This window comes from Bacillus sp. G16 (genome assembly GCF_021282335.1).
Lineage (GTDB): Bacteria > Bacillota > Bacilli > Bacillales > Bacillaceae > Bacillus > Bacillus inaquosorum.
Map to the genome: position 1 here is coordinate 80,311 of NZ_JAJSOZ010000005.1, position 25,300 is coordinate 105,610.

Sequence of the window (25,300 nt, forward strand, 5' to 3'; positions counted from 1 at the left end):
ATAGATGAATCTTCATGAACAAATTAGAGAATATATTGAACAAAATTTGGTGGTCTTTGACGATGAAATCGAATTAACCAATGATGATCACATTTTTGAAATGGGATTTGTGAATTCTTTATTTGCGATGAAGCTTGTAACATTTCTTGAGCAAAACTTTGGGTTTCAGCTTGATAACGAAGATTTAGATATTGCTAACTTCAGCACAGTAAACCGAATCGTCAGCCTAATTGAAAAGAAACAGAACGGAGCGCTTGCTAATGAAAACAGCTGAGATGAAAGCCGACATCATTCAAGATTTCCGGGGTTACTGTGACGAAAAAATCAGACCTTTTGCAGGCGAGTTTGATGAGAAGGAATGCATCCCGGCAGAATTAATAAAAGAGTTAGGGAGCAAATCTTATTTTGCTGCGGGTATTCCGGAGGTCTATCACGGATTGGGATTGAACCCTGTCGAGTACGGTTTGTTTACTGAACATGCAGGTAAAGCGTGCTGTAATATTCGAACTCTTTTGACTGTGAATTCGTTAGTCTCTGAATCTCTGCTGCGGTACGGTACAGAGCGCCAAAAAGAAGAATGGCTTGTCCCCATCGGAAAAGGAGAGAAAATCGGAGCGTTTGCATTGTCTGAACCAAACATTGGTTCAGACGCAAACCACATTGAAACATCGTATACAAAAAGCGGAAGCTGCTATGTCATCAACGGCAGAAAAAAATGGATTTCCTTTGGCGCCATTGCTGACTTTTTTCTGGTCATAGCCCGTGATGGAGAAGTGGTTACAGCCTTTATTGTAGACAGCCGCCAGAGCGGCGTAACGGTAAAAAAAATGGAAGGCATGATGGCCAATAGAGCTTCTTATCTTGCGGAAATAGAGTTTGATAGCGTTGAGGTTTCTGATGACCAGATATTAGGGCCAATCGGGGGCGGTTTTAATTACATCGTTAATTTGGCTTTGGATCATGGCAGATACAGTGTGGCATGGGCCGGATTGGCGATTGCACAGGAAGCAGTCGATTCTTTAGTAACATACTCACGGAAGAGAAGCCAATTCGGAGAGAAACTCTACAAACATCAAATGATTAAAGGAATGATCGGTGATGCCGTAACACAGCTGCATGCAGCCCGCGCCTTATGTATGAAAGCCGGCAAAATGCGGATGAAACAAGATCCAGAGGCCGTGACGGAAACTTCTATCGCGAAATATTTCACTTCAAAGGTTGCTGTTGAAATTACCAATTCAAATGTGCAGATCCATGGAGGAAGCGGCTTCAGCAGAGATCATTCAGCTGCCCGCCTGTACAGAGAAGCCAAAGTATTGGAGATCATTGAAGGAACATCTCAAATTCAGCAGCAAGTTATAGCGAATTATGGATTGAGACGATATTTTGTCAAACATATATAGGCAGAGGATGGAGAGGATTCTGTGAGTGAGCAAATGAATAAAATAGATAAAAATAACATAGCCAACATTCTCGGACTGACAACCATTCAGGAAGGTCTGCTTTTTCATCATTTAATGGAGCCGGAAGGTAATGCTTATTTTGAACAAATGCTGATAAAACTGGAGAGCGAACCAGCCCGCGATCTTTTTGAAAAAGCATGGCAGCAAACGGTTCGGCAAAATGAAATGCTGCGGACGGTGTTTAGGTGGAAGGAAACAGCTAAGCCCATTCAAGTTATATTAAAGCATCATAAAATAGATATCCGTTATCAGAGTATCTCGTTCGAGAAAGGCATTTCTCAGGAAAAGCTGAAGGAGGAGCTTGCGGCGCGTGATCGGAAAGAGCCGTTTCAGCTTCAAGAAGTACCTTTTCGTGTCACGCTTTATCAAATAGAAGAAAACGGGATCTGGATGATGATCAGCTTTCATCATATCCTGATGGACGGCTGGAGCATGGGGATTGTCCTCAAAGAGTGGATGGAGTCATATCAAGCGTTATCCATGGGTCAAACACCTGTTATTTCTCAAAAACCATCATATCAAGCATTTGTGAAATGGCAGCAGGAACAGCAGCGTAAAACAAAAGACAGCCAGGCGTCATTTTGGAAAGGGTTATTGAAAGACTGGGAGCCTGTACAATTGCTGCCGAATACAGAAAGACCAGGGAAGCGAAATGCTATTTTTTCTAAACATGAAATACAGCTTCCGGTTTCAGCAGGAAAAGCTCTTCGCTCACTCGCTGCTGAACGGCAAGTTACGCTTGCTTCAATTCTATATAGTGTCTGGGGTCTGCTGCTAAAGAAATATTCTGATCAAGAAGAAGTGGTTTTCGGGACAACCGTGTCAGGAAGAAGCGCCGATGTACCGGGAATAGAACAAATGACGGGGCTGTTTATTAATACCATACCGCTTCGTCTTCGCTTTGCGCCTCAATCCACGCCTTTAGATGTGATTCAGCTTGCACATGAGCAGATTGCCAAAAGAAGTGAATATGAACATACACCGCTGTCTGATTTGAAAACATATGCGGGGCTGACGGCTGAGCAGTCATTATTTGACACGATTGTCGTGATTGAAAATTATCCGCTTGATCAGATGCTTAAGTCAAACAGTCTTCCTCTTTCAATCGAACAATATGACATGTTTGAGCAAACTGAGTTTGATTTGACATTGAGTGTACAAGCTTTTGATGAACATATCCATTTTTCATTTATATATAATCCTGATGTCATGTCTGCTCTTCAAGTGAAGCAGCTGGGGGATCATTTTCTCAACCTGTTATCGGAAGTGATTGAGTATCCGGCAGACAGATCTGTGCATCGCTTGAATATGCTTTCACAAGATGAGGTGCATTATCAGCTTGAAGAGTTTTGCAATTATAAAGGTCTGACCGGCAACGAACATCAAACTGTTATTGATTTGTTTGAACGGCAGACAGAAAAGACGCCGGACGCTCTTGCTGTGGAATTTCGCTCGGAATCCCTGACCTATGATCAATTAAATAAAAAAGTGAATCAGCTTGCCCGCTTTTTAGAAAGTCAGGGAGTCAAACCTGCACAAAGAGTCGGTATTTTAACAGAACATTCAATTGAAATGGTGATCGCTTGTCTCGCTGTATTAAAAGCGGGCGGCGCTTATGTTCCGGTTGATCCCGATTATCCTCCGGAAAGAATTGAATATCTTCTTCAGGACAGCGGGGTAAACCTGCTGCTGACAGAGGATATTGAGAGGCTGGTTTACTCGTACGATGGTGTGAAAATAGATATTACCGATCAAAGCCTTTATCAAGGAAACGACAGCAATCTGGTGAAACATTACGGTCCGCAGGATATTGCGTATTGCATATATACCTCTGGAACAACAGGCAGGCCAAAAGGGGTGCTTGTTAAGCATCTTGGTCTTGAAAATTATATTTCCTGGGCTGCCGAGCAATATGTAAGAGGTGATAATAGAGATTTTGCCCTTTATACGTCTTTATCTTTTGATTTAACAGTAACTTCTATCTTTACCCCGCTTATAACCGGAAACGCAATTATTGTGTACCAGGATAAAAACAAGCAGCTTCTTGTGGAACAAATTCTGAAAGATAATCGAGCCCACGTTATGAAGTTAACGCCGTCCCATCTGCATTTCATTTCCGGGATGCCGTTTCAGGACAGTGTGATGAAGTGCCTGATACTGGGGGGAGAGCAATTAGAAACCTCCTTGGCGGCGAAAATTGAAGAGAACTTCGATGGGAAAATTGAAATTTTTAATGAATATGGCCCGACGGAAACGGTAGTCGGCTGCATGATTCACCGCTACTCATCTGAAAGGGATAAAGATCTGTATGTGCCGATCGGCCGTCCTGCAGCACATACTGATATATACATTCTTGATTCACATATGAACCTGCTGCCCCAGGGAGCAGCGGGAGAACTATATATTGCCGGAAAAGGAGTGGCAGAAGGCTACTTAGGCCGGAAGGAACTGACGGCAGAGCGCTTTGTGGCTCATCCTTTTAAACCCGGAGAAAAAATGTATAAAACAGGAGACGCAGCCCGCTTTTTACCGGATGGAACCATTCAGTTTTTAGGCAGAAACGATGACCAAATCAAACTTAGGGGCTATCGGATTGAGAGCGGGGAGATTGAACACTGGCTCTGCCGGTACGGACGTATAAAAGGGGCGGCGGCTGTCGTGAAGAAGGACGCGTCCCAGACACCGTGCCTGGCTGCTTATCTTTTCACTGATGAGACGATTGATGAAAAGCAGCTGCGTGAATACTTGCGCCGTCATTTGCCGGAATATATGATTCCATCCCGATTTATTGTGATGGATGAGATGCCGCTGACGGCCAATGGAAAACTGGATAAAAAAGCACTGCCGGAGCTTGCTGCAGAGACAAAACGAAAGGCACTTGCGGCAGCACCAGCTTCTGAAACAGAAAAGATGGTGCTGGAGATTTGGAAACGTGTACTTGGTCAAGACAGCATCGATGTTCAGGATAAATTTTTTGAAATCGGCGGCACTTCCCTGCATTTGATCCAAGTCAATCAGCAGCTTTCTAAGGAAACGGGAAAAAGTATTCCGATGGTTGAGATGTTCCGCCGTCCAACAGTTCAGATGCTTGCTGAATTCTTATCAGGTCATGATGAAGAGCAATCAAAAAAGAAAACACCATTCATATCAAAGCGGAAGGATCCTTCAGATGACAGCATCGCCATCATCGGGATGGCCGGGCGTTTCCCCGGAGCTAAAAACATAGATGAATTTTGGCTTAACCTGCAAAATGGCAAGGAATCCATCTCTTTTTTCACTGATGAAGAGCTGTTTGCGGCAGGCATTGATGAACAAACATTTACGAGAACTGATTATGTAAGGGCGAAAGGAATCATCGACGGCCCCGATTTATTTGACGCCGCCTTCTTCGGCTATTCACCGGGACAGGCAGAGGTCATGGACCCGCAAATCCGTCTTCTTCATGAGTATGTATGGAAAACGCTAGAGGATGCAGGGTGTGTTTCAGCTGAATATGAAGGAAAAATCGGTTTGTTTACAGGAACAACCTCAAATTTTCAATGGCTCCAGCATTTCGCTGACTCATTAGACGGCAGGATGTCAGAGCTGTTTGAAATCGGCTCTTTAAATGATACCTATACGATCAGCACGCGGGTTGCTCATAAACTTAATTTAAAAGGTCCAGCCATTACCCTGCAGACAGCTTGTTCAACCTCCTTGGTCGCGCTGCATTTGGCTTGCAAATCAGTGCTGAATGGAGAATCTGATATGGCTCTCGCAGGCGGTGTGTCCATTCTCCATCCGGTTAAGTCAGGCTACATCTATCAAGAGAATATGGTGAAATCGCCAGACGGCCATTGCCGAGCCTTTGATAAAGACGCGAAAGGCACTGTAGGAGGCGATGGTGTCGGATTTGTCGCAGTGAAATCGTTGAGCCGCGCTTTGGCTGACGGCGATAGGATCTATGCGGTTGTAAAAGGATCTGCGGTCAACAATGATGGTGACCAAAAGGTAGGCTTCAATGCGCCGAGTGTGGAAGGCCAGACAGAGGTTATAAGAGATGCGATTGCCGACGCGGGGATTGAACCGGAAACCATCAGCTATGTGGAAACCCATGGGACAGGCACAGCTCTCGGAGATCCAATTGAAATTGAAGCCTTAACTAAAGCGTTTCAAACAAATAAGACCGCGTTTTGTCGGATTGGTTCCGTAAAAACGAATATCGGACACCTTGATGCTGCTGCCGGAGCGGCGGGTCTCATTAAAACAGTTCTCTCTCTGCAGCATCAACAACTTGTGCCTAGTCTTCATTTTAAAGAAGCGAATCCGAATATTGATTTTCAAAACAGTCCTTTCCTAGTGAATGACAAGCTCCGAGTGTGGAAGAGAACAAATAACCCAAGACGAGCAGGCGTGAGCTCATTCGGTATGGGCGGCACCAATGCCCATGTGATTCTGGAGGAAGCGCCTGTCAGTGAACGTGCGAAACATTCGCGTTCGTATCAGCTGTTTCCTCTTTCAGCAAAAACGATGAATGCTTTAGAAAAAACGAAAGACCTTTTGCTCGAACACATGGAAAGGAACTCTGAGCTTAATGCAGCAGACGCCGCTTATACGCTGCAGGCCGGAAGACAGCACTTTGATTATAGGCAAATGTTTGTGGCAAAGGACAGACAGGATGTCATCCGCCTGCTTTCCGAGAAGAAGGACAGAGGACTCAGCCGAATGTCGCGGATTCAGGAAAAAAAGGAGAAAAAATTGATCTTCATGTTCTCGGGCCAAGGCAGTCAATATGTGAACATGGGCAGGGATTTGTACACGGAGGAGCCGTTTTTCAAAGAGACGATGGATCACTGTTTTCAAGAATTCTATGAAGCGACCGGTGAGAGGCTTGAGGATATTCTATACCCTGACCAGCAGGATGAAGACGCTGCCGCGATAAAGCTTCAAGAGACGAAATATGCCCAGCCGGCTATTTTTATGCTGGAATATGCGCTGTCACTTTTGCTGATGAAGTGGGGGCTGCGGCCATGGGCTATGATCGGCTACAGCTTCGGTGAATTAACGGCTGCCGCGGTATCGGGAGTGTTTACGCTAAGCGATGCCATCAAGCTAATCAGCTTACGTGGACAAGCGATGCACCAAGCGCCGTCAGGCATCATGCTAAGCGTGCCAATGCCAGAGGAAGAACTGAAAGCGATTCTCCCTGATTGCATTTCATTGGCTGTTGTTAATGACGCTTCTTGCATTGTGTCGGGGCTTGAGTCTGACATTTTCGCATTTGAAGAACAGTTAAAAGCCAAAAAAGTGCTTTGTATGAGAGTAAAAGGTTCAATTGCTGCTCACTCGCACGTCATGGCTTCCGCCGCTGAACGATTTGGAAATACGGCTAAGCGCATTTCTTATCAAAAACCGGATGTTCCTTTCTTTTCGAATTTAACGGGAGACTGGATAGCGGATGAAGAAGCTGCGGACTATGACTATTGGAAACGGCACATGACTGAGACTGTTCGCTTTGCCGAGGGTATTGGCGTGTTAACGAAACAGGAAGATGCTATTTTTATCGAAATCGGCCCGGGACAAGATTTAAGTGTGCTGGTGAAGAGATCGATTAACGATGAGCTGCGCCAGCATGCTTGCAATGTGCTGAAACACAGCAGACAGAGTATGTCAGATGTCCAATTTTTACTCAGCAGAATTGGCACGCTGTGGATGTATGGCGCGGACATTGATTGGCGCGGGCTGCACGAGGGCAGACATCCTGAAAAGATTACTATGCCTCAATATCCTTTTGAAAAGGAATCCTTCTGGCACAAACGGAAACATACTGCCAGCGGAAAAGGCAAAAAACATTCAGGAGGAAAGCTCCCGCTTCAGGAGTGGTTTTATCTGCCGCAATGGGAAAAAGAAATCCTGCCGATTTCCCGCGAGATTGAAGCGACGGAACAACGTTTGCTTGTCTTCATGGAGGATGGAGATTTTTCCTATAAGCTTATTCAGGGGCTGCAATCCACCTGTGCTTCTTGTGTCATCGTTAAAAAAGGGCATAACTTTCAGCAGGTTGAAAAAGGAGTGTACACACTCCGCCCAGACTCTGCGGAAGATTACTGCCGTCTTTTTGAAGTGTTGGAGAAGGAAAAGATTCAGTACAGCCGGATTTTGCACCTCTGGGGGCTGGCAGAGAAGAATGAAACCGCTGATGCCGAGTGGATTGAGCAGATGCAAAACGAATCCTATTACTCTTTGCTTTACTTAGGGCAAGCATTGAAAAAGAAAGAAACAAAGCAGGACATTTCGATCTTTGTGTTATCGTCCCTTACGTATCAGCTTGGCGGAGAAGACATGCTGTATCCAGAGAAAGCCGTACATCTGGGGCCGAGTATGGTCATATCTCAGGAAACACCGTTCCTTCGCTATCGAGTGATTGATATAGACAGGCAGAAAGAAGATTCCTGGAAAGAAGACAAGCTGCTGGGACTCATCAGATCAGAGCTGATGACCGAATCAGGCAATCTCCTAACGGTTTACAGAAATAATAAAAGGTACACCAGGAATTTTATTCACAAAGCCGTGCCTGCAGAATCATCGCAGGGGCACCTTCGTCCCGGAGGCGTATATATTCTGATTGGCGGGCTGGGCTTCATCGGTTTACATGCTGCAAAAACCATTGCTGAGAAAACAAAAGGAAAACTGATTCTGACAAGCCGTTCCGGCCTACCGCCGCGGAGTGAATGGGAGTCCTTAATCAGCACGCATGCTGAGGATGATCCGATCGTTAAAAAAATAAAATCAATATATGAGATAGAAAAAACAGGCGCAGAAGTCACTGCTGTTGCTGCGGATGCAAGCTGTGAAGCGGATATGTCTGAACTGGTTCATGTGGCTGAACGTAAGTACGGCTCCATTCATGGTGTAATTTATGCAGCTGGAATAACAGGCGAACAATCATTCAGGATGATGGAACAAACGGATAAAAGTTTTTCGAATACTCACTTTCGAGCAAAAATGACGGGCGTTGCGGTATTAGAAAAAGTGTTGGCCGATCGACCGCTTGATTTCTGCTTTTTGATTTCGTCCTTGTCTCCGATATTGGGAGGACTTGGATTTACCGCCTATACTGCGGTTAACCAGTTTGTTGATGCCTTTGTATATAAACATAATGCGCAGCATCCTGTTCAGTGGACAGCCCTAAATTTAGACGGCTGGGAATTTGAAGACGGCAAAAAACCGGATATTCCAGTCGGAGGGGATTTAGAAAATACCCTGATTCGTGCGCATGAGGGCAGAGAGGTTTTCGAGAAAATTTTCACATTTGATCTTATGGATCAGATTGTAGTGTCTGCCACGGATCTGCAGGAGAGGATACAAAAATATGTGAATCGTCTGCAGCAGCCTAACGGTGAAGAGCAAGAGGACGTTTCGCTGTACGGGCGGCCAGAACTTACTGCTGAATATGTTGAACCAGTAACTGATATGGAGAAAGAACTTCTTGTTCATTGGCAGTCATTTTTCAAGATTGATCAAATCGGCATAGACGATGATTTCTTTGAGATGGGCGGGGATTCGTTAAAGGCGATTACTTTCATTTCCATTATTCATCAAGCATTCAATGTGGAAATTGCGCTGCCGGATTTCTTTAACATTCCGACGATCAGGCAGATGGCCGAATTTATCAGCCAAGCCGACAAGAAGATGTACAGAAAGATAGAAAAAGCTGAAAAACGGGATTATTATCCGTTGTCCTCAGCGCAAAAACGGCTTTATCTTGTTCAGCAGTTAGATCAAACAAGCACTGGCTACAATGAGTTCACTGCCGGCCGGATTGCAGGAAAACTTGATATGCAAAGGCTTGAGAATGTGTTCCGGCAATTGATTAATCGTCATGAGAGTTTAAGAACATCCTTTAAAGCAATAGACGGTGTTCCTATGCAGTGCATAGCTGAGCATGCGGAATTTCATGCAGACTTTTTTGACCTATCAAATGTGGCAGGCCAGGAAGGGCAAAACCAAAAAGAACAAGAAGTCATCAGCAGCTTTTTAAAGCCGTTCCAGCTTGATCAGGCTCCCCTGATGAGAGCTGGTGTTATTAAGAACTCTGAAAACGAGTATATTCTGATGCTCGATATGCACCATATTATTTCTGACGGTTTATCTCAGGATATCTTGGTCAGCGAGTTTATGGATCTGTATGACGGCAAAGAGCTTGCACCGCTTGAACTGCAATATAAAGATTTCTCAGAATGGCAGAATCAGATGCTTCAGTCTGATGACCTGAATGAGGTGAAAACATATTGGCTGAAACGGCTTGACGGCTTCCGTGAGCTTCAGCTGCCGGCTGATTACCAGAGACCTGATGTCAAAAGCTTTGCCGGCGCCCATTATCGTTTTTATATAAGCAAAAAAGAGCTTGAGGCGTTTAAATCCATTATGGCCGATGAAGATGCCACGCTGTTTATGGGACTTTTATCAATCTATCAAATCCTGCTGCACAAGCTCACTGGACAGTCCGACATTGTAGTCGGCGTTCCGGTCGCAGGGAGAAGGCAGGAGGAACTGCAGCGGATCATCGGTATATTCGTTAATATGCTTCCGCTTCGGTTTTATCCGAAAAAAGAGATGACGTTCACTCAATTTCTGCACCATGTCAAGCAGCTGGTAATTGATGACTTTGATCATCAAGATTATCAGTATGAACATATGGTTCAAGATTTGAAGTTAGATAGGACGTTAAATAGGAATCATATTTTTGATACCGTTTTTGCTCTGCAGAATCTAAGCCAGCCTGCTTTAGAGGTAGACGGGATCACACTAACCGACTATGAATATGAAACAGCGGTTTCCCGGTTTGATTTGCTTTGGATCGCTTCAGAAGACGAAAACGGTTTATCTTCTGTCATTGAATACAGCACTGAGCTGTTTACAAGAGAAACCATTGAAAGCGTTGCGAAAGGGATTAAAAAGGTGCTGTCAGCCGTGATTGATTGTAAGCAAACCGCTCTCAAGGATATTGACCTGACTTCAGGCATCAATGATTTAGAAAAGGTATCGTTGCTGGAACTAGACGATCTGAAAATCTAGCAGAAATAGGTGAATAACAATGAACCAAACCGATGTCTTTCAATTGAAAACCGCAGCTCTTGAAAAAGTGAAGGAGCGGCAATATTGGACTTCTCTATTATCTCAAATCCCATCGGACTGCCGGTTTCCTTATGATTCACAGCTTCTTGATCAAAACGATGAAGAAGCTTCATTCACTTTTTCATTCCCGGCTCAGCTGGAAAAGGCCATCTTAAAGGCATCCGGAGCTTCAGATTTGCGTATGTTTATCATTTTTATGACTGCGGCAGTCACATTGCTGCACAGGTACAGCGGAAGAACGGATATCATGGCGTCGGCCCCTGTGTTGAGACAGCGGGAAACACAGCCGGTGATCAATGATCTTCTTCCGCTGCTGGTGAAAATCAAGCCTTCTATGAGTTTCAGAGACTGTCTAGAGCATGTGAAACAAGCTTTTCAAGAAGTGTATGCCCATCAAAATTATCCTGTGAAAATACTATTGGACGATCTTCATCCTTTGCATAAAAAAGGGGAGCCACGCTTTGGCATTTCCCTTGCTATGAATGATCTTCAGCAGCCGGCGTCATTGAAAGCGCTGGACACGAATCTATTTATCTCCATTCAGTGTGATGAAGGGACATTGACTGGAAAGTTGAGCTGGAATTTGAAGCATTACACATTTGATACTGCTGAACGGATAGCGGGCCATTTTTGCATGCTGGCGGACCGGGCTTTGTCGGCGCCTGAGACTCTGGTCTCTGAGCTGCAGTTACTTTCTCATGAGGAGAGAGAGAGAATCATCACGACATTTAATCACACAAATCAGCCCTATCCGAAAGAAAAATCGATTGTCGATCTCTTCAAAGAACAGGCAGCTCTCAAACCTAATCAGCCTGCAATTGTGTATGAAGATGTCAGTTTCACATACGGTGAGGCTGATGAATTGTCAGACCGGGTTGCTGCTTTTTTGATAAAAGAAGGTGTTCGTCATGAGGAGCCTGTGGGGCTGATGGTTCATCGCTCAGCAGAAATGGTTATTGGCATATTAGGCATATTGAAAGCAGGATGTCCTTATTTGCCGATAGATGTAAATATGCCGTTCGAACGGATGGATTATATGCTGAAAAACAGCGGTTCGCGGTTTGTGATCACGAATGAGGATTATGACATTTCTGCTGAGAATCAAAAAAGCTTATTTATAGAGGAAATGATGAAATTTGAAGGGGCGGCGGAGCATGGGCGTCTGCCGTCTCCTGAAAATCTCGCTTATGTGCTGTATACATCAGGGACAACAGGAAAACCGAAAGGCGTGATGGTGGAGCATCGTCAAGTCATCAATTTAGTATATGGCATAGACAGCCTTCATTTTGAGCCGTTTTCACAAGAGCATCTCCGCATCGGCATGCTTGCTTCACATATTTTTGACGCATCCGTGCAAACGATATTTCCGGCAGTGCTTCTTGGACACACCTTATATATTGCACCGGATCATGCAAGGATGGATGGAAAGCAGCTATGGTCTTTTTATGAGGAGAACCGCATTCATATTTCAGATGCGACACCTTCTCATTTGCGCCTAATGCTCAAAGCCGCTGAGAAAGAGCCGCATCACGTTGACGAATTGAAGTTAATAATGGCTGGCGGCGAAATTTTGCCGCCCCAATTGGTTCAGCAATATTTACAAACGTTTCGTGCTGATAAGCCGGTGATGACAAATAATTACGGTCCGACGGAATGTACTGTACAGTCAGCGGCTTTTACCATACCTGAGCATTGGAATGAAGCTGTCGTACCGATCGGCAGGCCGATGCCAAATGAACAGATTTATATTTTGGATCATTGCGGACAGCCTGTGCCCATTGGCGTATACGGAGAACTTTGCATTGCCGGAGACGGGGTGGCAAGAGGATATATCTGTCAGCCAGAGCTGACGGCAGAAAAATTTACAGAACCGCAGCATATTCCTGCCGGCAAGCTTTATCATACCGGCGACTTGGCGAGATGGCGTTCTGACGGCTTAATCGAATTTTTTGGCAGGTATGATGATCAAGTAAAAATAAGAGGATTCAGAGTAGAGCTTGATGAGATTAGAAAAACCATGCTTGATTACCGGGAGTCGGGACAAATCATTCATGACGCGGTGATTATTCCAGTTCAAAAGGAATCAGATGATCAGTTTCTTGTGGCGTATCTCATTTCCGATCAAAAACTGAAAACTCGAAAAATGAGAGGGTTTTTAGGAGAAAAGCTGCCGGGTTATATGATTCCGAGACGATTCATCCGCGTGGACTCATTTCCAATGAACCTGTCAGGGAAGCTTGATCTCAAGGCGCTCCCAGATCCTATGGAAGAGCCTGAATCTGACGAGCAGGTCATAAAGCCGCACAATGAAACTGAGAAAAAGCTGGTTTCCATTTTTGCTGGCATTTTGAATATACCTGAATCTGATATCAGCATGGAAGATAACTTTTTTGATATCGGCGGAAACTCATTTCACATCGTAGAATTATCGAACAAATTGAAAGAGCAGTTTGGACAAGAGCTGTCTGTTGTTCAGCTGTTTCAATATACATCCGTATCGGCAATAGCTGCCCAGCTCAGCCGGCAAACGGAGTCTGAGGGTTCTCAGGCAAATGCTGAGAGTGGGGAAGAGGCAGCGGAGGATTTAGAAAATGTCGCACAACTGTTAGGCGGGATTTCTGATGAGTAAAACAACAGGCTTAGAAATAGCGGTTATCGGAATGGCTTGCCGTTTCCCCGGTGCCAAAAATATTGAAGAGTTTTGGGAGAATATCAAAACGGGCACGGAATCCATTACATTTTTCTCAAAAGAAGAGCTTATGGAAGCCGGTGTGCCTAAAGAACAGCTCGATCATAAGAATTATGTCAGGGCCAAAGGAAAAGTAGACCGGCATGACCACTTTGACGCAGCGTTTTTCGGCTACTCACAGCGCGAAGCTGAGGTAATGGATCCGCAAGTGCGGATGTTTCATGAAGTCGCGTGGGAATCCCTTGAAAACGCCGGCTATAATCCCGAAACCTATTCACAGCCTATCGGCTTATTCGGCGCTGCGTCTGCGAATTTGTACTGGCAGGCAAGTTCAATGCTGCTGAGAAGCAGCAGTTCTTCTGAGCAGTTTGCTGCTGTTCAGTTGACGGACAAGGATTTTATGAATACACAAATTTCATACAAATTGAATTTGAAAGGGCCGAGTATTGCAGTGGATACAGCCTGTTCATCTTCTTTGACCGCTGTGCATCTCGCATCCAGAGCTTTGCTTACCGGCGACTGCAAAATGGCGCTGGCGGGAGGAGTAACGGTGACTTGTCCCCATAAAAAGGGCTATATGTATCAAGAAGGGATGATTATGTCGCCGGACGGCCGCTGCCGCGCATTTGACGCGGAAGCAAAAGGGACAGTCGGGGGTGAAGGCTGCGGTGTTGTAGTGCTGAAAACCTTAAAGCAGGCGCTGAAGGATCAAGATCATATTTACGCTGTCATTAAAGGATCAGCATATAACAATGACGGCAGCCGTAAAGTCGGTTACACAGCGCCAAGTATCGAAGGGCAGGCAGATGTCATTAGAAAAGCACTGAACATCAGCCGTGTAGAGTCCGAAAGTATTTCTTATGTCGAAGCGCATGGCACGGGTACCTCGTTAGGAGATCCAGTTGAAATAGAGGCGCTTAAACAAGCGTTTCAAACAGAAAAGAAGCAATTCTGCGCGATCGGCTCTGTTAAAACAAATATCGGTCATTTGGATTCCGCCGCGGGAATTGCGGGGTTTATTAAAACGGCGCTGAGTCTCAAAGCGAGAACCCTGCCGCCAAGCCTTCATTACAAAAAGCCCAATCCTAAAATTGATTTTGAAAACAGTCCTTTTTATGTCAGCACATCAGCAAAACAATGGACAGCATCTGACCGGGTATTTCGAGCGGGCGTCAGTTCCTTTGGGATCGGCGGCACGAATGTTCATGTTGTCATGGAGGAGCCTCCGATGAAGGAAAGACGTCATCAAGAGGATCATGAAGACTGCCTTATGCTTATTTCTGCCCGATCTGAAAAAGCTGCAATGAAGGCCGCGGATCAGGTCAAGCAATTTATAAAAGAGAATGAAGAGGTACCGCTCCAAGACGTTTCATATACACTGCAAGAGGGCCGCAGGCATTTTCAGTATCGTCAGGCATTTACGGCTGGTCCTTTAGGGATAACAAGCGATATGGCAAATTCTTCAATAGCGCTGGAGAAGCCGGCAGTTGTCTTTATGTTTTCCGGGCAAGGCTCTCAATACGTCAATATGGGGAAACAACTGTATGAAATGGAGCCCGTATTCCAGGAGGAGCTGGAGCGCTGTTTTACCATTCTGCAAGCTGAGGAAGGACTCAATATTAGAAGCATCATGTTTCCGGCTAATGAAGCAGAAAGCAAAGAAGCCGAACAGCTTATCCATGAAACCTCATATACCCAGCCTATTTTATTTTCTTTTGAATATGCGCTGGCGTCCTTCTTGAACAAAAAAGGTTTAAAACCGCAATACATGATTGGCCACAGCATAGGGGAATTAACAGCAGCCTGTCTGTCAGGCATTTGTTCATTGGAAGACGCGCTTCATATGGTTGCGATGAGAGGCCAATTGATGCAGGAAATGCCGGAGGGAGAAATGTTGAGCGTCAGACTGTCTAGCAGAGAGACAGAAATGGAATTGACAGAGGGGGTTGAGCTGTCGGCTTCAAACAGCTCTGATTTATCGGTTGTATCAGGTCTTATGGAGCCAATCAATGCTTTTGCCGCGCGCCTTCAGTCGAAAGGAGTGGCAATTCAGCACTTAAAAACGTCCCATGCGTTTCATTCAAGCATGATGAAGCCGGCAGCATCTCGTTTTGCTGATATTCTGCAAGATATGGAATTCACAGCACCCGGCCTTCCGTTTATTTCAAATGTGACAGGCGATTGGATACAAGCAGAGCAGGCCGCAGATCCGAAATACTGGGCTTCGCAAATCATGGAAAAGGTTGATTTTCATTCAGGGCTGAACACACTTTTACAAATGGGCAATGTTGTATTTGTTGAGATCGGGCCAGGAAACACGTTGACGCAGTTTGTGAGAAAACATGAGGGTTTTATGACGGAGCAACATGCTGCGGTAAACATGATCAGGCATCCAAAGGAAGTATCATCTGATCGTGTCTATCTGTTAAACCGCATCGGCAGGCTTTGGACGCATGGTGTAAACATGAACTGGGAGCACTTTCGCCAAGTGGGCTCATACGAAAGGGTCCCGCTTCCGACTTATCCTTTTGAGCATCAAGTATTTCCCGATCCGCAAACATCTCAGGGCGGCATGGAAGAAAAGATCAAAAACGAATTGAGATTAAACGTTGCTTCAAGTGAAAAACAGCTTCCTTTTGATAAGTGGTTTTCCGTACCGTTCTGGGAACGAATGGAACCAGTCAATGAGACATTCACTCATCAAGGAAAGAGGATACTTGTCTTTGAAGAAAACAGTAATGTCAGCCAATATCTCCTAAAACAGCAAGCGGAAGCCGTGTCTGTCCAGCCGGGTGATTACTTTGCGGAAACAGACAGAAACACGTTTACGGTAAACCATCGTGATACGGCCCACTTTCGGAAGCTGCTGGATGAACTGAATGCAAGGGGGTTTATCCCTGATGAAATCATCTGGATGTGGCTGCAAGACTGTGATGGTCGTGATGGAGATATTGCAGAGCATACAATAGCCGGTTATCTTCCTCTCCTTGATCTTGTCCGTTTACTTGGAACAGAGAGCAACAAAAGATTCAGTATGACCGTAGTGACCAATCAAGCTCACGATGTGACGGGAATGGAGGATCTTCAGCCTCATCAGGCTGCGCTGACCGGAGTCTGTTTGACCATTCCGCAAGAGTATAAGCAGATCAGCTGTAAAGCTGTTGATCTTTGTCCGGACCCGCGACTCGGTCAATCAAGCTGGCCTGAAATGATTTCTTATGAACTTAAAAAAGAGGATGATCAGCCTATTGTGGCTTATCGCGGAAACAGCAGATGGATTCGGCAGGCGAAGCAGCCGGGCAAGCAAGATGAGATTGATATGGCCGGCAATCTCAGGCATAAAGGAGTTTATATCATTACAGGCGGCCTTGGCGGTATCGGATTATCTCTTGCATCTCATTTAGCTGAAACAGTTCAAGCAAAGCTTGTGCTGCTAAGCCGGACAGGACTGCCCGATAAACTAAGAGCAAATGACGATACAGCCAAAAAACTCAAGGCTGTGGAAGAGCTCGAGAAGGCTGGAGCCGAGGTGCTGGTATTACAGGCGGATATTTCAGACGAGGCAGAGCTTCAAAAAGCCTTGCAAACGGCAGAATCTCGTTTCGGACAAGCCATTCATGGCGTTATTCATGCAGCAGGCATTCCTGATGGCAAAGTAATTCACGCAAGGACACCAGACGATGAGAGGCATATGGCGAAAGCCAAAATAACAGGAACCGCTCTGTTAAGAAAAGCGCTTAGAAACAAACAGCCGGACTTCTTCTTCATTTGTTCCTCTCTTGTTTCATTTTTAGGAGCGGGGGGCCAAGTCGGCTACGCTGCATCAAACGCATTCTTGGACAGTTATGCTCACGCATGCCGAAAAGAAGGTGAAAACATGGTGACGGTTAACTGGGACCGTTGGGAACAAGTAGGGATGGCGTATGAATCAGAAACGGCAGCCATTCTTTCGAAGATAGCGGACAAAGAGGAGCAACACCAAGGAATCCTGCCGGCTCAAGGAGCGAAAGCGTTTATGAGAGCTTTGCAGCTGCGCTACCCGCAAGTCCTGATTTCGCTGCAGGATGTAAACAAACGAATGAAAGACAGCTATGTGAAAGAGGACAGACAAACCGCAGCGCATGTGCTGACAAAAGACCGCTTGGACACACTTGAAGAAAGGTTAATGAATATTTTCAAAGATTATTTTCATTCTGAGACAGATGTAAATATGAATTTCTTTGAATTAGGAGCCTCTTCACTTGATCTGCTTCAGGTGAGCGGGAGAATCAAAAACGAGCTTGGCGTGGATATCCCGGTTGTGATGATGTATGCCCACCCGACGGTTGCATCATTAACCCAAGCCGTCAAAGCACAGCAAAGCGGTGATGACTTACACATAAAAGGAATAGAGCCAGATCGCCAAAAAGCCATAAATGAAGGGAAAAACCGGCGAAAACAGCGAATGAGACGAAAATAGATGGGAGGCTGATTTCCATGGCTGACGAGAAACAATGGACAGAAACAGGGCTGGAAATAGCGGTAGTCGGTATGGCGGGCAAGTTTCCAGGCGCGGCAAATATTGATGAGTATTGGAGCAACATTTTAAAAGGAATAGAATCGGTCACTCAATTTACCGATGAAGAATTAAAAGAAGCCGGAGTGGATGAGGCGCTGCTTCGTCAAGAAGCATATGTAAAAGCAAAACCGATCATTGATGAAGTTTCTGACTTTGATGCGGAGTTTTTCGGCTATTCACCGAGAGAAGCTGCCTTGATGGATCCGCAAATCAGACTCATGCATGAATGTACATGGGAAGCGCTGGAGCATGCGGGCTGTGACGCTGAACGGTTTAACGGGCTGATCGGGCTGTATGCTGGTGCTTCCAGCAATTTGTCCTGGATGGGCCGTCATATGTCTTCCCTTCATAAGAATGAAGACGCTTTTCAAATCATGCATTTAAATGATTCGTCGTTTGCGTCACGAATCGCTTATAAACTTAATTTGAAAGGGCCGAGTGTATCAGTTCAAACCGCTTGCTCGACTTCTCTTGTCGCGATACATATGGCGTGTCAGGGTTTGATTGGAGGAGAATGTGACCTTGCATTAGCCGGAGGTGTTACCCTGAGCCTGCCGCATATATCTGGGTACCTTTATCAGGAAGGAATGATCTATTCAGCAGATGGTCATTGCCGCCCGTTTGACGAAAAGGCGAACGGAACCATTTTTGGTGAAGGAGCCGGAGTGGTGGCGTTAAAGCGATTGAAAGACGCACAAGCTGACGGTGATGTGATTTATGCGGTCATCAAGGGCTCTGCAATTAATAATGATGGAAACAATAAGGCTGGGTATACGGCTCCAAGTGCTGAAGGCCAGGCGAATGTCATTGCCACAGCTATGGAGATGGCGGAAACGGAACCGGAAAGCATTGGTTATGTTGAGGCCCACGGGACAGGAACGCCTGTCGGAGATCCGATTGAAATTGAGGCGCTGACCCGTGCTTTCAATACAGATAAAAAAGCATATTGCCGAATTGGTTCTGTCAAAGCGAATATCGGGCATCTGGACGCCGCCTCCGGGGTAGCGGGATTTATAAAAACCGTTATGATGCTCCATCATAAAATGCTGCCGCCCGCTTTTCACTATCAAAAATCGAACCCGCGCATCAAGTTTGAGAACACGCCGTTTTTTGTCAATACAGAGCTGACTGAATGGGAATCTCTGCAAGGACCGAGAAGAGCCGGCGTGAGCGCCTTTGGAATCGGCGGCGCTAATGCTCACGTTGTCCTTGAAGAGCCCCCATCTCATACTGATGAAATGCCAGCCGGCGGTCCTGAGCTTGTTGTTCTTTCTGCGAGAACAAGGCAGGAGCTTACCCGTTCAATGGATCAATTGGCTGATTTTCTTCGCCGGAACCCGGAAGCGCCGCTGCCAGCCATAGCCCGTACGTTACAGCTTGGCAGAAAGCAATTCCAGTACAGAATCTCCTTTGTTGCTTCACATCAAAAGGATCTGCTTGATCAGCTTTCTGATCATCGGCATAAAAAACAAATCACCGAATCGGCGGTTGTTCCAAGCAGCACCATGTTTGTATTTGCGGGAGACGTTCAAGAGGGCTTTGGCCGATATGCGCAGCTGTACCGCACGGAAAACCTGTTCAAAAAAGAAGTCGATGCTTGCCTTGAAAAGGTGCAAAATGCTTTTCAGCAGGATGTACTTAGCTTCTTTAAAGCATGTATTTCTGCTCCAGAAACGTACCGGGAAGAGGAAAATCTGGGATTGGTCCATGCGGTGTCGTTCATCATGGAATACGCCGCAGTCCGTTTCTTACAGCACATCGGCATAACACCAGACCGCTTTATCGGGCGGGGATTCGGGGAGTTTACGGCGGCCTGCGCGGCAGGGATGTTTTCCTTTGAAGAAGGGGCCGCAGCCGCATATAAACGCGGAGAGTTAATCAGTATGTCGCCGGCAGGAAAAATGCTCGGTGTCAGCCTGTCAGAACCGGATATCGTTCAATACTTAGAAAAATCATTATCCCTTGCGCTGATTGATGAGCGGTATTGTGCCGTCTCCGGTTTGCCAGAGGATGTGTATCAGCTGAAGGCGCGGCTTGAACAAAAAGGGATTGCTGCTGAGTTATTTGATGGGGATATCGCGTATCAATCGGATCTGCTGGTCGACGCAGCGGAAGAATTCATGCACTTCCTTGGCACGCTGGACATGAAGTCACCAGACATTCCAGTCGTTTCATCTGTCACTGGAAAAGTGATAACAGATGACGAAGCAGCGGATGCCAGTTATTGGGCCGGCCAAATCTGCAAGCCGATACGGTTTTTTGAACACATCTCGTCTTGTTTGCGGGAGGAACCTGCTATTTGCATAGACCTGCGTTTGACTCAGGGGGCATCAGTGTTTACAGAGCGCCAAGCAATTGGCATGACAGGTGATCTCGGCACACAAGGACACACAGACGTTTTAAAGTTACATATATACGGAGCGTTGTGGAGTCTCGGGTCTGAGGTTGATTTCAGCGTCCTGCATGAACCTCAGCATAATAAAAGGTTAGCTCTGCCGACTTACCCTTTTACAAAGCAGCATTTCCCGTTGCCTGACGGCTTAGTACGGGCTGAACTTGAAGAAGATGAGCCTCACCAGTCGGCAGAACCGTTTCGTGCAATGCCGTTATCTGCTGTTGAAAAGACAATCAGAGAAATTGTCATAAAGCATTTTGGATTCAATGAGCTTGACGATGATGCGCCGTTTTTTGAGCTGGGGGCTACGTCGCTTGATATCTCTCAATTAGCGGCAAAATTAACAGATCAGTTGAATTGGAAGGTGGAACCAGTTCTGCTTTATCAATTTGCCGCAGTTCGCAGCCTGGCGAAGCATCTTCATCAACAGGTTCAAACGAAGGCTGGGCAGCCAGAAATGACGCAGCATCAAAAGGTGTCGCAAAGCCGTCTGAACGGTCAGGGATCTGATATCGCGATTATCGGTATGGCAGGGCGTTTTCCGGGAGCCGGCAATTTGGATGAGTTTTGGAATAATCTCGTAAACGGCAAAGAAACTATCAGCTTCTTTACGGATGAAGAATTAAAAGCGTCAGGCATTGATGACCAGCTCTTGCAGCACCCCGATTATGTAAAAGCGAAGGGGATCATCGAGGACTCTGATATGTTTGATGCGGATTTTTTCCAATATTCCTCAAGAGAAGCAGAATTGATGGATCCGCAATTCAGGCTTTTACATGAATGTGCCTGGGAGGCCTTAGAAGATGCGGGCTGTGACCCTGAGCGGACAACAGGGAAAATCGGCGTCTACACCGGGACAAGTCCGAACCTCGAATGGATTACACGTTTCGCAGGGAAACTGGATGGGACTGAACAGTTTAGCTCCATGCTGTTAAATGACAGAGAATTTTTCAGTACCCAGCTTGCTTATAAATTAAACCTGCATGGGCCGAGCATCACAATGCAAACAGCCTGCTCCACTTCTTTAGTCAATATTGGAGCGGCATGTCAAGCGCTGCAAAACGGAGCATGTGACGCGGCGCTTGCGGGAGGCGTAACTGTCAGCACCCCTTTGCGGTCAGGCTATGTTTATCAGGATGGCATGATTCAATCACCTGATGGGCATTGCCGTCCTTTTGATGAGGATGCAGGCGGCACAGTTTTTGGCGATGGCGCGGGGATTGTCGTTTTAAAAAGATATGAGGACGCCGTTAAAGAAGGGCATACCATTTATGCGGTCATAAAAGGGGTCGGAATGAATAATGACGGAAGCCGAAAAGTCGGTTTTACCGCCCCGAGCGTAGAAGGCCAGGCCGAAGTGTTAAAGAATGCATACGAGAATGCAGGGATTGATCCGAACACAGTAGGGTATATCGAAGCTCACGGAACCGGTACAAAAATGGGTGATCCAATCGAAATGGAAGCGCTGAGCCAGGTTTTTAAAAGTGACAGGCCAATGTCAATTCCAATCGGGTCAGTGAAAAGCAATGTTGGACATTTAAACAGCGCTGCCGGGATTGCCGGACTCTTTAAGGCCGTTTTATCGCTAAAACATAAAACAATTTTGCCAAGCTTGAACTACACGACACCTAATCCGCATATTCATTTTGACCGGACGCCATTTTATGTCAATACCGAGGCGACATACTGGAAGGAATCCGCTGATCCAAGGCGTGCGGGTGTCAGTTCCTTCGGAATTGGCGGCACAAATGCGCACATTGTACTGGAAGAAGAGCCGGAGTCAGGCAGAGAAGCTTCCGAGAGCCAGCGGCATTTGCTAGTTCTGTCAGCAAAAACAGACACAGCCTTAGAGCAGATGACAAACCGATTGAAGGAATTTCTTCGAACGCATCCAAACGTTCCGTTAGAGGATGTGGCATACACCTTGCAAGTTGGCAGAAAACAATTTTCATACCGAAAAGCGGTCGTGCTGTCAAAATCAACGGAATGGGAAAGCGGTGCAGAGCTCACAGCTTATCAAAGACACAGTGGGCGCCCGACTGCCTTTATGTTCTCCGGGCAAGGCTCTCAGTATATTGATATGATGAAAGATTTATATGAAGCTGAACCTGTATTTCAGAAAGAAGCGGACCGCTGTTTTGCCTTCGCACAGAAGTCACATCAAATTGATTTGAAGGCGATCGTCTTCCCAGATTCAAATGATGGGGCGAAGCTGACGGAGACCGCTGTTGTGCAGCCGCTGCTGTTCATCTTTGAATACGCGCTCGCAAAGCTGCTGCAAAGTGCAGGCATCTCACCGGATTATATGATTGGACACAGCATTGGTGAATACACTGCTGCATGCCTGTCAGGCGTGTTTTCATTAGACACGGCTTTAACGCTCGTAATGGAGCGGGGAAGGCTGATGCAGCAGCTGGAATCTGGAGCAATGATGAGTGTTCAGCTATCAGAGGAAGAGCTGCAGCCGCTGCTTACGAACAGTCTGTCACTTGCGGCTGTCAATGCTCATGACTTATGCGTAGTATCCGGAAAAAGAGAAGACATTGAGACGTTTGCGGTTCTTCTTGAAGAAAAGGGCGTTGCCGGCCGCCACCTGCATACTTCTCACGCTTTTCATTCTTATATGATGGAACCCATTCTTGAGGAATTTGCCGCGATTGTAAAGCAACAGGATATGAACACCCCTCGGATTCCATTTGTTTCGAATGTAACGGGAACATGGATAACACCGGAACAAGCAGCAGACCCGGCTTATTGGTCTCAGCACTTAAGAGGCGCAGTCCGCTTCCATGAAGGATTAGAACAGATTTTGAGTGACGATAACGTTCTGTTAATAGAAGTCGGACCGGGCAGCACGTTAAGCACATTTGCCAGAAGGCATAAGAAGAGATCTAGCCAGCATGACATCGTCAATCTCGTCAGACATGTTCAAGAACCAGCGCATGATCATTCCTATTTCTTGAAGAAATTAGGTCAGCTTTGGGTCTGCGGCTGTGAAATTGACTGGAGGCAGTATGGCGGTGATAAGCCTAAGCGTCTGATATCGCTTCCGCCTTATCCTTTTGAGAAAAAACGCTATTGGATTGAAGCGGCTGACAATGCGGCTGCTTTCACCGCAGTTGATGAATGGAATAAAAAGAAACCGATGGATCAATGGTTCTATCTGCCGTCATGGGAAAGAAAGATCAAGTCCGCTGACAGCCGAAAGAAAGAGCAGCCAGCTGAAAGCGGAAAAACCCTGGTTTTCCATGAAGGAACAGCCTTTGGAGATCGGCTGGTGCAAGCGATACGCCGCCAAGGACATGAGACCGTAATTGTCACGAGAGACCGGCAATTCAAAAAAATAAACAGCGGATTGTATGTCATCAATCCAGCTGATGGGACACATTATGAGCGTTTATTTTCTTCACTTGCTTCAGACGGGCTTCTTCCAAACTGTATGATGCATCTGTGGAGCGTTTCGGAGCAAGGGGAATCCTCCAAAACTTTCAGCACGTACAGTGAAAACGGCTATTATAGTTTGATTTTTACTGCACAGGCGGCATCTAATCAAAAACAAATGAACGAATGTAATATGTTTGTGCTGACAAGCGGGATTCATGAGGTGACTGGAGAAGAACAAATCAATGCTGAAAAATCGACGATTTTGGGGCCGTTGAAAGTCGTCCCGCAGGAATATAACCATTTGAAGTGCTGGAACATCGACATTCCTCCTTTACCGGATACATTGACATGGAAAGAAGAGGAGTTGATTGACCAAATCCTGACGGAAACTGATGCAGCGGGCGAGGATCAAATTATCGCATACCGAAACCGCCGCCGATGGGTGCAGATGTATCAGCCTGTTCAGTTAAATAAAGCGTCCGGCTTGCCGAATATGATCCGCCCGAAAGGTGTTTATCTTATTACGGGAGGGCTTGGCGGAATCGGATTTGTGTTATCAAAGCTGCTTGCACAAGAAGGAAACGTCCGTCTGATTCTGACAGGAAGAAGTGAACTTCCGCAGCGCAGCCAGTGGGAAAGCTGGTGCGAGAAACATGAGGAAGATGATCCGATTAAGGCGAAAATCCTGAAAATAAAAGAATTGGAACGGTTAGGCGCAAAGGTGACAGCTCTTCAGGCAGATGCGGGAAGCCTGTCGGATATGCAGGCTGTTATGAGAAAGGTTCATACTGAGTTTGGACAGCTGAACGGCGTCTTTCACGCTGCCGGGCTTCCGGGAAGTTCGTCTTTCAGGGCGATTACAGATATACCTGCAACGATTGAAGGCGGAGAAGACCAGTTCCAGTCTAAAGTCAGGGGATTGAAAGTGCTTGAATCTCTATTAGAAAACGAAAATATAGATTTTTGTTTCTTATTTTCATCGATTAGTGCTTTGCTTGGAGGTCTCGGTTTCTCAGCTTACTCTGCAGCGAATATTTATATGGATGCTTTTGCGGCGAGGGTAAATCAGCGCAGCAAGACTCCTTGGGTTTGCGTGAACTGGGATGCATGGAACTTCTGGGGCCAGCTTGAATCTACTATCGGAGAATCTATTGCTGAACTTGCCATTTTGCCTGAAGAAGGAGCAGCTCTTTTTCAATATGTGCTGTCAGATATCAACAATCGCCATTTATTAGTTTCAACAGGTGATTTGGGACACAGAATGAAGCAATGGATATCCATGAATGCCGATAGCATAGCGAAAGAGGAGAAGAAGACGGGCGCCTTACACACCCGACCTGAATTGAATAATCCGTATGTCGCCCCCCGCAACAAAACAGAACAGGTCATATGCGGCATTTGGCAAGATTTCATGGGTCTGGAGCAAGTCGGCATACATGATAACTTTTTTGATTTGGGAGCCAGCTCTTTAGACATTGTACAAGTGACAAACCGTTTAAATAAAGAATTGGGAACCAACGAGGCTGTGGTGACTTTATTCACATACCCGTCTGTAGCTGCTTTAGCGCAATTTATCAGTCCTGATCAAGAAGAAAGTGAAGAGGAGAAAGAAGAAATGGCGGCTGTATCCAAGGGACAGAGAAAAACGCGGATACGCAATCAGCGAGATAAAAGATTGAGAGGCGGCGAATAGA

The 25,300-nt window shown here is 46.0% G+C and carries 6 protein-coding genes; all 6 read left to right on the forward strand.

Features of this window, described 5'->3' with window-relative positions; translation table 11 throughout:
• Positions 1-4 precede the first annotated feature (4 nt).
• The 6 genes from LWH95_RS07620 to LWH95_RS07645 are packed head-to-tail and all read left to right on the forward strand — an operon-like array spanning position 5 to position 25,299.
• Entirely contained in the window at positions 5-274 is a 270-nt protein-coding gene (locus tag LWH95_RS07620) for an acyl carrier protein (protein WP_003240117.1), read from the forward strand.
• Positions 261-1,403, forward strand: a complete 1,143-nt coding sequence (locus LWH95_RS07625) for an acyl-CoA dehydrogenase family protein (RefSeq protein WP_232919262.1) — start codon at positions 261-263, stop codon at positions 1,401-1,403. The genes LWH95_RS07620 and LWH95_RS07625 overlap by 14 nt, the downstream gene beginning before the upstream one ends.
• Positions 1,404-1,424: 21 nt before the next feature.
• Positions 1,425-10,520, forward strand: a complete 9,096-nt coding sequence (locus LWH95_RS07630) for a non-ribosomal peptide synthetase/type I polyketide synthase (protein WP_232919263.1) — start codon at positions 1,425-1,427, stop codon at positions 10,518-10,520.
• Between the two features lie 19 nt (positions 10,521-10,539).
• The gene (locus LWH95_RS07635; protein ID WP_232919264.1) at positions 10,540-13,209 is read left to right on the forward strand and encodes a non-ribosomal peptide synthetase; all 2,670 of its coding nucleotides are present in this window, start codon (positions 10,540-10,542) and stop codon (positions 13,207-13,209) included.
• Positions 13,202-17,728 carry a type I polyketide synthase gene (locus tag LWH95_RS07640; RefSeq protein WP_232919265.1) on the forward strand — a complete coding sequence of 1,509 codons (4,527 nt, stop codon included), beginning with the start codon at positions 13,202-13,204 and terminating at the stop codon, positions 17,726-17,728. Before LWH95_RS07635 ends, LWH95_RS07640 begins: the two co-directional genes overlap by 8 nt.
• Before the next feature lie 17 nt (positions 17,729-17,745).
• Positions 17,746-25,299, forward strand: a complete 7,554-nt coding sequence (locus LWH95_RS07645) for a type I polyketide synthase (protein ID WP_232919266.1) — start codon at positions 17,746-17,748, stop codon at positions 25,297-25,299.
• Position 25,300 lies beyond the last annotated feature (1 nt).